Annotated in this window: 7 protein-coding genes; 1 reads left to right on the top strand and 6 read right to left on the bottom strand. The window is 60.1% G+C overall.

Features of this window, described 5'->3' with window-relative positions; translation table 11 throughout:
• Positions 1-27: 27 nt before the first annotated feature.
• Together rpsG and rpsL are read right to left on the bottom strand one after the other, a co-directional pair.
• Positions 28-498: a 30S ribosomal protein S7 gene (rpsG, locus tag O4H53_RS17410; protein WP_067294877.1), complete on the bottom strand. Its 471-nt coding sequence runs from the start codon at positions 496-498 to the stop codon at positions 28-30.
• Between the two features lie 97 nt (positions 499-595).
• The gene (rpsL, locus tag O4H53_RS17405; protein WP_025063456.1) at positions 596-967 is read right to left on the bottom strand and encodes a 30S ribosomal protein S12; all 372 of its coding nucleotides are present in this window, start codon (positions 965-967) and stop codon (positions 596-598) included.
• 368 nt (positions 968-1335) lie between these two features.
• Here rpsL and O4H53_RS17400 point away from each other — a divergent pair, with 368 nt between their 5' ends.
• The gene (locus tag O4H53_RS17400) at positions 1336-2142 is read left to right on the top strand and encodes a putative rhamnosyl transferase (protein WP_269365812.1); all 807 of its coding nucleotides are present in this window, start codon (positions 1336-1338) and stop codon (positions 2140-2142) included.
• Here O4H53_RS17400 and O4H53_RS17395 read toward each other — a convergent pair.
• From O4H53_RS17395 to rplL, 4 genes are all read right to left on the bottom strand, one after another.
• On the bottom strand, positions 2131-2997 hold the full coding sequence (locus tag O4H53_RS17395; protein WP_269365810.1) for a DMT family transporter: 867 nt from the start codon (positions 2995-2997) through the stop codon (positions 2131-2133). The two genes, O4H53_RS17400 and O4H53_RS17395, sit on opposite strands and share 12 nt — an antisense overlap.
• A 146-nt stretch (positions 2998-3143) precedes the next feature.
• A complete protein-coding gene (gene rpoC / locus O4H53_RS17390; protein ID WP_269365808.1) occupies positions 3144-7388 on the bottom strand; it encodes a DNA-directed RNA polymerase subunit beta' in 4245 nt (1414 codons plus the stop codon).
• Positions 7389-7494: 106 nt separating this feature from the next.
• Positions 7495-11634 carry a DNA-directed RNA polymerase subunit beta gene (rpoB, locus tag O4H53_RS17385; RefSeq protein ID WP_269365806.1) on the bottom strand — a complete coding sequence of 1380 codons (4140 nt, stop codon included), beginning with the start codon at positions 11632-11634 and terminating at the stop codon, positions 7495-7497.
• Between the two features lie 283 nt (positions 11635-11917).
• On the bottom strand, positions 11918-12292 hold the full coding sequence (gene rplL / locus O4H53_RS17380) for a 50S ribosomal protein L7/L12 (protein ID WP_067294893.1): 375 nt from the start codon (positions 12290-12292) through the stop codon (positions 11918-11920).
• Positions 12293-12344 lie beyond the last annotated feature (52 nt).

Below are 12344 nucleotides of genomic sequence, written 5' to 3'. Positions count from 1 at the left end.
TATCGCAGCCCCGATCTTTGAAGTGAATTACCAGCGGTAGTGGCTGAATGCCTTGTTGGCATCGGCCATCTTGTGCGTGTCTTCACGCTTTTTCACGGCTGTGCCACGGGATTGAACGGCATCCAGCAGTTCCCCGGCAAGACGTTCTTCCATGGTGTTCTCGTTGCGCGAACGCGCGGCCTTGATCAACCAGCGGATCGCCAGCGCCTGACGACGCTCGGGACGCACTTCCACGGGCACCTGGTAGGTCGCACCACCGACGCGGCGCGAGCGCACTTCGACGGAGGGCTGGATGTTTTCAAGTGCTTCGTGGAACACTTCGATGGGCGCGCGTTTGATCTTGTCCTCAACGCGGGTCATCGCGTTGTAGACGATTGTTTCGGCGACGGATTTCTTGCCGTCGATCATGAGGTTGTTCATGAATTTGGTCAGAACCAGATCGCCATACTTGGCGTCCGGCAGAACTTCGCGTTTTTCAGCGGCGTGGCGGCGTGACATGTCGTTGTCTTCCTTCGTGGGCTCGGGTGGTGCGCATCAATGCGCACCCTACGGATGGATGAGTAGGGTGCGCATTGACTGCGCACCGCTGCACAAATTACTTCGGACGCTTGGCACCGTACTTGGAACGGCGCTGCTTACGATCCTTGACGCCTTGCGTATCCAGAACGCCGCGCAGGATGTGGTAACGCACACCGGGAAGGTCTTTGACACGGCCGCCGCGGATCAGGACAACGGAGTGTTCCTGAAGGTTGTGGCTTTCACCCGGAATATAGCTGATGACCTCAAAGCCGTTGGTCAGGCGCACCTTGGCAACCTTACGCATGGCCGAGTTCGGTTTCTTCGGTGTGGTGGTGTACACGCGGGTACAGACGCCACGCTTCTGCGGGCATTCCTGCAGGTGCATGGATTTCGAGTATTTACGCTTCGGCTGCCGCGGCTTGCGGATCAGCTGTTGGATCGTTGGCATTCCGGTTTATCCCCGTTCTGTCTCACATCAGATGCACGAGGAGCACCCCATGCGGTTTCAAATTCGATGCTTTACCTTCGGCAAAGCAAAAACACCGCAACGTTCCCGTACCGAGGAAAACGAGGCGGTGGGGTTACAGAGGACCGGATCAGCATTAGACCGGGTCTTGACCACGTAGCTTATGATTTCGGGCCAGCAGGGGTTGCCCCACGTCCCGGATAGCGCGCGTATAGGCCGTTGGGCACAGGGTGTCAACAGCCCCCGGGCCGTCAGGATCGCAGCGCACCAGGAGCAAAGGCGCTTGCAACGGCGCCTGCCGCACCTGCATATTCGGGGTCACCCGCAGGCCTCAAGAGGAAACCACCCGTATGCAGGCGATCGGACTTTGCCGTTTTTCCTATCCCGCGCTGGGGGGTTTCCAGGTCGAACATGAGGACATCGAGGAAAGGATCGCCTATCTTTACGAAGACAGGCGGCTGGAAGAGCGGTTTCAACTGCTCGAAACCGTCGCCCTGCCCTGTCTGAGGGCACAGACCGACCCTGATTTCAGCCTGATCATCGTCCTTGGCGACCAGTTTCCGAAACACCATGAGAAACGGCTCGAATCCCTTGTCAAAGACCTGCCGCAGGCCCTGATTCACAAGGAACCACCGCGCAACCAGCGCGAGGTGATGAAGGAAATCCTGAACGAAGCGCGGATCAATCCGGCGGAGCCCTGCCTGCAATTCCGGTATGACGACGATGATGCGGTCTCTGTCGATTTCATCGAAAAGCTGCGCCGCGCGGTGGCAGATTCCAGCGCGTTGATCGGCAGCAACCGCACGGTCGCCTATGACTGGAATCGCGGCTTCGTGGCAGAATTCGGTGCGGAGGGGATTGCGGCGGTGGACATGTTCCGCCAGTTCTACGTCGCCTCGCTGGGCATGTACATCAAGGGCAATTGTTCACAGACCATCATGAACTTTGCGCATGAGAAAATCCCCCGGTTCATGCCCGCGATCAGTTTCTCGGACCCCGCGATGTGGGTGCGCAGCCACAACGGCTTTAACGATTCGCGGCAGAAAAAGGTCAAGCCGATCCCGGTGACCCCGCTGAGCGGCGCACAGGAAAAGCTGTTCAGGAAACGGTTTGCCATCGACGCGGATCACGTCAGGCGGGTCTTTTCAGGCAGCTGACAGCTTGCGCTCGCGGTAGAAAGTGAAGACCCCGGTCGCCACGACAATTGCCGCCCCCGTCAATGTCATCCAGCCGGGCCATTCGCCAAAGACGAACCAGCCCAGCAACAATGCCCAGACCAGCTGCGTGTAGCGGAAGGGCGCGGTGAAAGACACGTCGCCCACCCGCATCACCCAGATGGACAGGAAGTAGCCGGCCATGATCACCACCGCCGAGCTGATGATCAGCACCCAGATATCCGGCGCGATTGAAACCCAAGGGCCGAACAGCGACACCAGACCGAAGGACACCATCACCGCAACCGCCGTGCTGAGCGCAACGGTCATCGAGGGAACCTGCGGCGACAGCTGCCGGGTGATCAGGTCACGGGCGGTGACCCCCAGCACCGCCAGCAGCGCATAGATCGCCCAGATGTTGAACCCTTCCGCCCCCGGCCTGATGATCAGCATGACACCCGCAAACCCGATCACGATCGCCGTGATGCGCCGACGCCCGACCGCCTCGCGCAGGAACAGCGCCGAGGCAAGGGTCACGGCCAGCGGCACCACCTGCATGATCGCGGTGATATTGGCGAGCGGCATTTTGAAAAGGGCGGTGAGGAAAAAGTAAGAGATACTGATCTCTGTCGCGGCCCTGGCCCCGATCAGGACCCAGTCGCGGCGCGCGATGTCGAAATGCATCGTCCCGATCCGCCCCTTGGTCGCCAGCATCAGCGAACAGGTGATCAGCGAACGGATGAAGATCAGCTGCGCCAGCGGCACCGCGCCCGCCGTCAGTTTCAACAGCGCATCATTCAGGGTGAAAGACGCCATGGAGGCCGTCATCAGCAACGCGCCAAGCAGAGTGGGTGACATTGTTCGGCGCCCTTCGACAAGTGTAACTGGCGCACCCTATGCCGCGTCGCCGGGCATGCACAATCCCACCCGACGCAGGGGCCGGAAAAACGAAAACCCCCGACACCTGGGGTGCCGGGGGCTTTCTTCAATCACGGGTGATCAGATCAATCGCGGCTTTCTTCATCCACGATCACGGTGTCAAAGACATCGCCGCCGACCACATCGTCGCTTGCTTCCGGCGCGGCGAGGCGTGCGGCCTGCTCTGCCTCTTCGCGGCGGGCTTCGATGACCACGTTGTCACGGTCCTGGGCAACCTTGCGCATCTGCATGGTCGCACCGCCCGTACCAGCCGGGATCAGACGGCCCACGATGACGTTCTCCTTGAGACCCACCAGTTTGTCGCGCTTGCCCTGGACCGAAGCCTCGGTCAGAACCCGCGTGGTTTCCTGGAAGGACGCGGCAGAGATGAAGCTGCGGGTCTGCAGCGACGCCTTGGTGATGCCCAGCAGGATCGGTTCGCCCTTGGCCGGACGACCGCCCTTCTTGATCGCCTTCTCGTTGGCCAGATCGAACTCCTGCTTGTCGACATGTTCGCCCTTGAGCAGCGTGGTCTCGCCCGAATCCTGGACTTCCCACTTCTGCAGCATCTGGCGCACGATCACCTCGATATGCTTGTCGTTGATCTTCACACCCTGCAGACGGTAAACATCCTGCACTTCGTCGATCATGTAGTCGGCCAGAGCCTCCACACCCATGATAGCAAGGATGTCATGCGGCGCCGGGTTGCCGTCCATGATGTAATCGCCCTTCTGGACATAGTCACCTTCCGCAACCGGGATGTGCTTGCCCTTGGGCACCATGTACTCGACCTTGACGTCCGGATCATCGGCAGACTCGATCGCGATACGGCGTTTGTTCTTGTAGTCCTTGCCGTAGCGCACATAGCCGTCGATTTCCGCGATGATGGCGTGATCCTTGGGGCGACGCGCCTCAAAGAGTTCGGCCACGCGCGGCAGACCACCGGTGATGTCCTTGGTCTTGGCACCTTCGCGCGGGATACGCGCGATGACGTCACCCGCCTTGATGTCGGTGCCGTCCTCAACGGACAGAACCGCATCCACGGACATCGGATAGGTCACCGGGTTGCCCGCATCGTTGCGGACCGGTTCACCATCTTCACCCACAAGGATCACTTCCGGCTTCAGCTCGTTGCCCTTGGGGGCCGCGCGCCAGTCGATCACGATCTTCTGGGTCATGCCTGTCGCGTCATCGGTCTCGTCCTTGACGGCGATACCCGACACCAGGTCGACGAACTTGGTCAGGCCCGATTTCTCCGCGATGATCGGCAGGGTATAGGGATCCCATTCAATCAGCTTGTCACCCCGGGCGACTTTCTGCCCGTCCTTGACGAACAGCGTCGTACCATAGCCGATCTTGTGGCTGGCCCGCTCGGCATCGTCCTCACCGACAATCCGCAGCTTCATGTTCCGGCCCATCACGATCACTTCGCCATTGGCGTTTTCGATGGTCTGGGCGTTTTCGAACACGATCTTGCCTTCCTGAGACGCCTCAAGGAAAGACTGCTGGCCACCCTGCGCAACGCCGCCGATGTGGAAGGTCCGCATCGTCAGCTGTGTACCGGGTTCACCAATGGACTGCGCCGCGATGATGCCCACGGCTTCACCCTGGTTGACCAGGGTGCCGCGTGCGAGGTCACGGCCATAGCACATGGCGCAGACGCCCTCTTCGGCTTCGCAGGTCAGCGGCGAACGGATGCGTGCGGACTGAACCGCAGCTTCGTCCACCAGATCCGCCATCCGTTCGTCGATGATGGTCCCCGCGGGCACCAGCACTTCGTCGGTGCCGGGTCTGAGGATGTCATCCGCCGACACACGGCCCAGCAGACGCTCGGCCAGGGAGGACACGACTTCACCATCGTTGACCGCCGCTTCGGCAGTGATCGCGGCTTCGGTCCCGCAGTCGTGCATGCGCACGATGCAATCCTGGGCCACGTCCACCAGACGCCGTGTCAGATAACCGGAGTTCGCGGTTTTCAGAGCCGTATCCGACAGACCCTTCCGGGCACCGTGGGTCGAGTTGAAGTATTCAAGAACGGTCAGACCTTCCTTGAAGTTCGAGATGATCGGCGTCTCGATGATGTCGCCGTTCGGCTTGGCCATCAGGCCGCGCATCCCGCCCAGCTGTTTCATCTGGGTCACGGAACCACGGGCACCGGAGTGGGCCATCATGTAGACCGAGTTCGGTTCCATCACGGCACCGTTTTCGTCCAGCCGCTCGGCAGAGATCGAGCCCATCATGGCCTCGGTCACCTTGTCGTTACACTTCGACCAGGCATCCACGACCTTGTTGTACTTCTCACCCTGGGTGATCAGACCGTCCATGTACTGCTGTTCGAAATCCTTGACCTGCTCGCGGGTCTCGTCGACGAGGCCCCATTTGCTGTCCGGGATCAGCATGTCGTCCTTGCCGAACGAAATGCCCGCCTTGAACGCTTCGCGGAAGCCCATGGTCATGATCTGGTCACAGAAGATAACCGATTCCTTTTGGCCGCAATAGCGGTAGACGGTATCGATGACCTGCTGCACTTCCTTCTTGCGCAGCAGACGATTGACCAGGTCGAAAGGTGCCTTGGCGTTCAGCGGCAGCAGCGCACCCAGACGCACACGACCGGGGGTCGTGTCATAGCGCACCATGACCTCGTTGCCCTCGTTGTCGATCTGCTTGATCCGGGCCTTGATCTTGGTGTGCAGGTGTACTTCGCCCGCATCCAATGCGTGCTGCACTTCGTCCACGGTGCCAAAGATCTTGCCTTCGCCCTTCATGCCCGCGCGTTCCAGCGTGGTGTAATAAAGGCCAAGGATCATATCCTGCGAGGGAACGATGATCGGCGCGCCGTTGGCAGGCGACAGAACGTTGTTGGTCGACATCATCAGGACGCGCGCCTCAAGCTGCGCTTCCAGCGAGAGCGGCACGTGAACCGCCATCTGGTCGCCGTCGAAGTCGGCGTTGAAGGCCGAGCAGACCAGCGGGTGCAGCTGGATCGCCTTGCCTTCGATCAGGACGGGTTCGAACGCCTGAATGCCAAGACGGTGCAGCGTGGGCGCACGGTTCAGCATGACAGGGTGTTCGCGGATGACCTCATCCAGGATGTCCCAGACCTCGGGACGTTCCTTTTCCACCAGCTTCTTCGCCTGCTTCACGGTGCTGGACAGGCCCTTGGCCTCCAGCCGCGAGTAGATGAACGGCTTGAACAGTTCGAGCGCCATCTTTTTCGGCAGACCGCACTGGTGCAGCTTGAGTTCCGGGCCAGTCACGATGACCGAACGGCCGGAGAAGTCGACGCGTTTGCCCAAAAGGTTCTGACGGAAGCGGCCCTGCTTGCCTTTCAGCATGTCGGAGAGCGACTTCAGCGGACGCTTGTTGGCGCCGGTGATGACGCGGCCGCGACGGCCGTTGTCAAACAGCGCATCAACCGATTCCTGCAGCATCCGCTTTTCGTTGCGCACGATGATGTCAGGCGCACGCAGTTCGATCAGACGTTTCAGACGGTTGTTCCGGTTGATCACGCGACGATAGAGGTCGTTCAGGTCGGAGGTCGCAAAGCGGCCACCGTCCAGCGGCACCAGCGGGCGCAGTTCCGGCGGGATCACGGGGATCACGGTCAGCACCATCCACTCCGGACGGTTGCCGGATTCCAGGAAGCTTTCCACGACTTTCAGACGCTTGATGATCTTCTTGGGCTTCAGCTCGCCCGTGGCTTCTTTCAGCTCTTCACGCAGCTGGTCGGCCTCGGCTTCCAGGTCGATCGCCGCCAGCATTTCGCGGATCGCTTCGGCACCGATGTTGGCGGTGAAAGCGTCCATGCCATAGGCGTCCTGGGCGTCCATGTACTCTTCCTCGGTCATCATCTGACCGTAGGTGAGGTCCGTCAGACCGGGTTCGATCACGACGTAGTTTTCGAAGTACAGCACGCGTTCCAGATCGCGCAGCGTCATGTCCAGCATCAGGCCGATGCGGGAGGGCAGCGATTTCAGGAACCAGATGTGCGCGACCGGCGAGGCCAGTTCGATGTGGCCCATACGCTCGCGGCGGACCTTTTGCAGGGTCACTTCAACGCCGCATTTCTCGCAGACGACACCGCGATATTTCATGCGCTTGTATTTGCCGCAGAGGCATTCGTAATCCTTGATCGGGCCAAAGATGCGCGCGCAGAACAGACCGTCACGCTCGGGCTTGAACGTGCGGTAGTTGATCGTCTCAGGTTTCTTGATCTCGCCGAAGGACCACGACAGGATCCGCTCGGGCGATGCCAGAGAGACCTTGATCTCGTCGAACACCTTGGGCGGCGTCAGCGGGTTGAACGGGTTGTTTGTCAGTTCCTGGTTCATATCTTTTCCTCATTTGTAAGAGGGTGCGGGGAAGGTTTTGGCGAAAGGTGCGCGATGAACGCGCGCCCTGCGTAGGGTGCGCATTTACTGCGCACCGCTTGATGCCTCACTCATCCTCCTCCGCATCCAGGAGTTCCATATTCAGGCCGAGGCCGCGCACTTCCTTGACGAGAACGTTGAAGCTCTCCGGAATGCCCGCTTCGAAGTTGTCCTCGCCCTTGACGATGCTTTCATAGACCTTGGTCCGGCCCGCGACGTCGTCCGACTTGACGGTCAGCATTTCCTGCAGGGTGTAGGCGGCGCCATAGGCTTCCAGAGCCCAGACCTCCATCTCACCAAAGCGCTGGCCACCGAACTGCGCCTTACCGCCCAGCGGCTGCTGGGTAACCAGGCTGTAAGGCCCGGTCGACCGCGCGTGGATCTTGTCGTCCACCAGGTGGTGCAGCTTGAGCAGGTACTTGACGCCCACGGTCACGGGACGGGCAAATTGCTCGCCTGTGCGACCGTCGAACAGCACCGACTGACCGGAGGTGTCGAAACCGGCCCGCTTGAGCGAGTCGTTCACATCCGCTTCCTTGGCACCGTCGAAGACCGGCGTGGCAATCGGCACACCGCGCGTCACGTTGCCTGCGGCCTCGATCAGCGTGTCCTCATCCATGCCTTCGATTCCCTCGGCATAGACGTCTTCGCCGTAGGCATGGCTCATCGCCTCGCGCACCGGGGTCAGGTCGCCGGACCGGCGATATTCCTGCAGCGCCTCGTCGACATTCAGACCCAGACCGCGCGCGGCCCAGCCCATGTGTGTCTCAAGGATCTGACCGACGTTCATACGCGACGGCACGCCCAGCGGGTTGAGGCAGAAATCGACCGGGGTCCCATCCGCGAGGAACGGCATGTCCTCCATCGGCACCACTTTCGAAATCACACCCTTGTTCCCGTGACGACCGGCCATCTTGTCGCCCGGTTGCAGCTTGCGCTTCACCGCCACGAACACCTTGACCATCTTCATCACGCCCGGGGGCAGATCATCGCCACGACGCACTTTCTCGACCTTGTCCTCGAAACGTGCATCCAAGGTCCGTTTCTGGATCTCGTACTGCTCGTTCAGGGCCTCGACGATTTTCGCGTCGTCTTCGTCCTCAAGCGCCAACTGCCACCACTGACCGCGGGACAGCTGATCGTCCAGCAGCTCTTCGGTGATCTGGCTGTTCGATTTGACACCTTTCGGGCCTTTGACAGCGACCTTGCCCAGGATCATCTCGCGCAGACGCGCATAGATGTTCCGGTCGAGGATCGCGAGTTCGTCGTCGCGGTCACGGGCCAGACGTTCGACTTCCTCACGCTCGATCTGCAGCGCGCGTTCGTCTTTTTCCACACCATGGCGGTTGAACACGCGCACTTCGACGACCGTGCCGAAGTCACCCGGTTTCACCCGCAGCGATGTATCGCGGACGTCCGATGCCTTTTCACCAAAGATGGCGCGCAGCAGTTTCTCTTCCGGCGTCATCGGGCTTTCGCCCTTTGGTGTGATCTTGCCGACCAGGATATCGCCCGGCTCCACATCCGCGCCGATGTACACGATGCCCGCCTCGTCGAGGTTGCGCAGCGCTTCTTCACCGACGTTGGGAATGTCACGGGTGATCTCTTCCGGCCCGAGTTTCGTGTCACGCGCGGCGACTTCGAATTCCTCGATGTGGATCGAGGTAAAGACGTCATCGCGGGAGATACGCTCGGAGATCAGGATCGAGTCTTCGTAGTTGTAGCCATTCCACGGCATGAAGGCGACAACCACGTTCTTGCCCAGAGCCAGCTCGCCCATGTCGGTGGACGGACCATCGGCAATCACCTGCCCCTTGGTCACCGTCTCACCCACTTTCACCAGCGGACGCTGGTTGATGCAGGTGTTCTGGTTCGACCGCTGGAACTTGCGCATGCGATAGATGTCCACGCCCGCGTCGCCCAGCTCAAGGTCTTCGGTTGCCCGGATCACGATACGCGACGCATCGACCTGGTCGATGATACCCGCCCGCTTGGCCATATAGGCCGCGCCGGAATCGCGTGCCACGACTTCCTCGATGCCGGTGCCGACCAGCGGCGCCTCGGCCTGCAGAAGCGGAACCGCCTGACGTTGCATGTTCGATCCCATCAGGGCGCGGTTCGCGTCGTCGTTCTCAAGGAACGGGATCAGCGAAGCGGCGACCGAGACCAGCTGCTTGGGGCTCACGTCGATCAGGTCAACGCTTTCCGTGGGGGCCAGCGTATAGTCGCCTGACCGACGGGTGTTCACCATCTCGTTGGTAAAACGACCGTTTTCATCCAGCGATGCGTTGGCCTGCGCCACAGTGTGGCGCATTTCCTCGGTCGCGGACATGTAGTGGACCTCATCGGTCACCTTGCTGTCCTTGACCACGCGGTAGGGCGTTTCGATGAAGCCGTATTTGTTCACGCGGGCAAAGGTCGCAAGCGAGTTGATCAGACCGATGTTCGGACCTTCCGGCGTTTCAATCGGGCACATCCGGCCATAGTGGGTCGGGTGAACGTCGCGCACCTCAAAGCCGGCACGCTCGCGGGTCAGACCGCCCGGTCCAAGCGCCGAGAGGCGGCGCTTGTGCGTCACTTCGGACAGCGGGTTGGTCTGGTCCATGAACTGCGACAGCTGCGAGGAGCCGAAGAATTCACGTACTGCGGCTGCGGCCGGTTTCGCGTTGATCAGGTCCTGCGGCATCACCGTGTCGATTTCGACCGAGGACATACGTTCCTTGATCGCACGCTCCATGCGCAGCAAGCCGACGCGGTACTGGTTTTCCATCAGTTCGCCAACGGAACGCACACGACGGTTGCCCAGGTGGTCGATGTCGTCGATGTCGCCACGGCCATCGCGCAGGTCCACCAGCGCCTTGATGCAGGCAACGATGTCTTCGCGGCGCAGGGTGCGCACGGTGTCTTCGGCATCGAGGTCGAGACGCATGTTCATCTTGACCCGGCCCACGGCGGAAAGATCATAGCGCTCGGAGTCGAAGAACAGCGTGTCGAAGAGGGCAGAGGCGGCTTCCACGGTGGGCGGCTCGCCCGGACGCATGACGCGGTAGATGTCCATGAGCGCGGTGTCGCGGTTCATGTTCTTGTCCTGCGCCATGGTATTGCGCATGTAGGGGCCGACGTTGATGTTGTCGATGTCCAGAAGCGGGATCTCGGTGATGCCCGCGTCGATCAGCTCCTTCGCGGTGCCACCGATCAGCGTGCCGTCCTTGTCGTATTCCAGCGTCAACTCGTCACCGGCTTCGACATAGATCGCGCCGGTCTCCTCGTTGATGATGTCCTTGGCGACAAACTTGCCGTTGATGTGATCGAAGGGCAGCAGCAGCTCCGTGACGCTCCCGTCGTCGATCAGCTTTTTCACCGCGCGCGGGGTGACTTTCTTGCCCATCTCGAAGAGCACTTCACCAGAGGCCGCGTCAACAACGTCATAGGTTGGGCGCGTGCCACGTACCCGCTCGGGGTAGAAGGGGGCAACCCAGCCCTTGTTCTTCTGCAGGGTGTAGGTGATGGTCTTGTAATAGGCATCCATGATGCCTTCCTGGTCCAGCCCCAGAGCATAAAGCAGGGTGGTCACAGGCAGCTTGCGGCGACGGTCGATGCGCGCGAACACGATATCCTTGGCGTCGAATTCGAAATCCAGCCATGAGCCGCGATAGGGAATGATCCGGCAGGCGAACAGCAGTTTGCCCGAGGAATGCGTCTTGCCCTTGTCGTGGTCAAAGAACACGCCGGGAGAACGGTGCATCTGGGAAACGATCACACGCTCCGTGCCGTTCACGATGAACGTGCCATTCGGCGTCATCAGGGGCATATCGCCCATGAACACGTCCTGTTCCTTGATGTCCTTGACCGACTTGGCGCCTGTGTCTTCGTCGATATCAAACACGATCAGACGCAGCGTCACCTTGAGCGGTGCGCTGTAGGTCATGTCGCGCTGCTGACATTCCTCAACATCGTACTTGGGCTTTTCCAGCTCGTACTTGACGTACTCCAGCACGGAAGTCTCGTTGAAGTCCTTGATCGGGAAAACCGACTGGAACACGCCCTGGATGCCATCGCCATCCGTGGGGGTCTCGGCATCGCCGGAATTCAGGAAAAGGTCATAAGACGATTTTTGAACCTCGATCAGGTTCGGCATTTCCAGCACTTCGCGGATTTTGCCATAATATTTACGCAGACGTTTCTGGCCAAGGAAGGATTGTGCCATGTGTCGTGTCACCTTTCGATTCTCTCACCAAGCGCGTCCTCACCGGGGCCGTGAGGCGCTGCTTTAAGAGCGGAGTTTTCCGGTCAATGCTGGGATGCGTCCCACCGCACCCCTTCCGACCTGTGGACCTCTCCAGAAGGATGCTTTCGCAAAAGCACCCTTCAAGACAGGTTTGGCTGGACAGGACAATCGCCCCGTCCAGCCAATATTCTTGCGGGATGTGCCGGAATTTTGAAAATTCCGGTCCGATCTTTTCGAAAAGATCGGCTCCCTCGGCGACCGCTTAGGCCAGCTCGACTTCCGCGCCAGCTGCTTCCAGCTTCGCTTTGACTTCTTCGGCTTCGGCTTTGTCGACGCCTTCTTTGATCTTGCCGCCGGCTTCGACCAGGTCCTTGGCTTCTTTCAGGCCCAGACCGGTGATGCCGCGCACTTCCTTGATCACGTTGATCTTGGATGCGCCCGCGTTCTTCAGAACGACGTCAAATTCAGTTTTCTCCTCGGCTGCTGCGCCACCGGCGTCAGCAGGACCGGCCATCATCACTGCGCCGCCAGCTGCGGGCTCGATGCCATATTCGTCCTTGAGGATTGTTTTCAGTTCTTGTGCTTCCAGCAGGGTCAGACCAACGATCTCTTCTGCCAGTTTCTTCAGATCAGCCATGTTTAGCTCTTTCCGTTAACGATATGTGTGTTCCAACGTGTTGTTTCAACCA

It is taken from the genome of Sulfitobacter sp. G21635-S1 (genome assembly GCF_027213915.1).
GTDB lineage: Bacteria > Pseudomonadota > Alphaproteobacteria > Rhodobacterales > Rhodobacteraceae > Sulfitobacter.
Note: the sequence above shows the minus strand (reverse complement) of the source record. Positions and strands in the feature narration are given on the sequence as shown.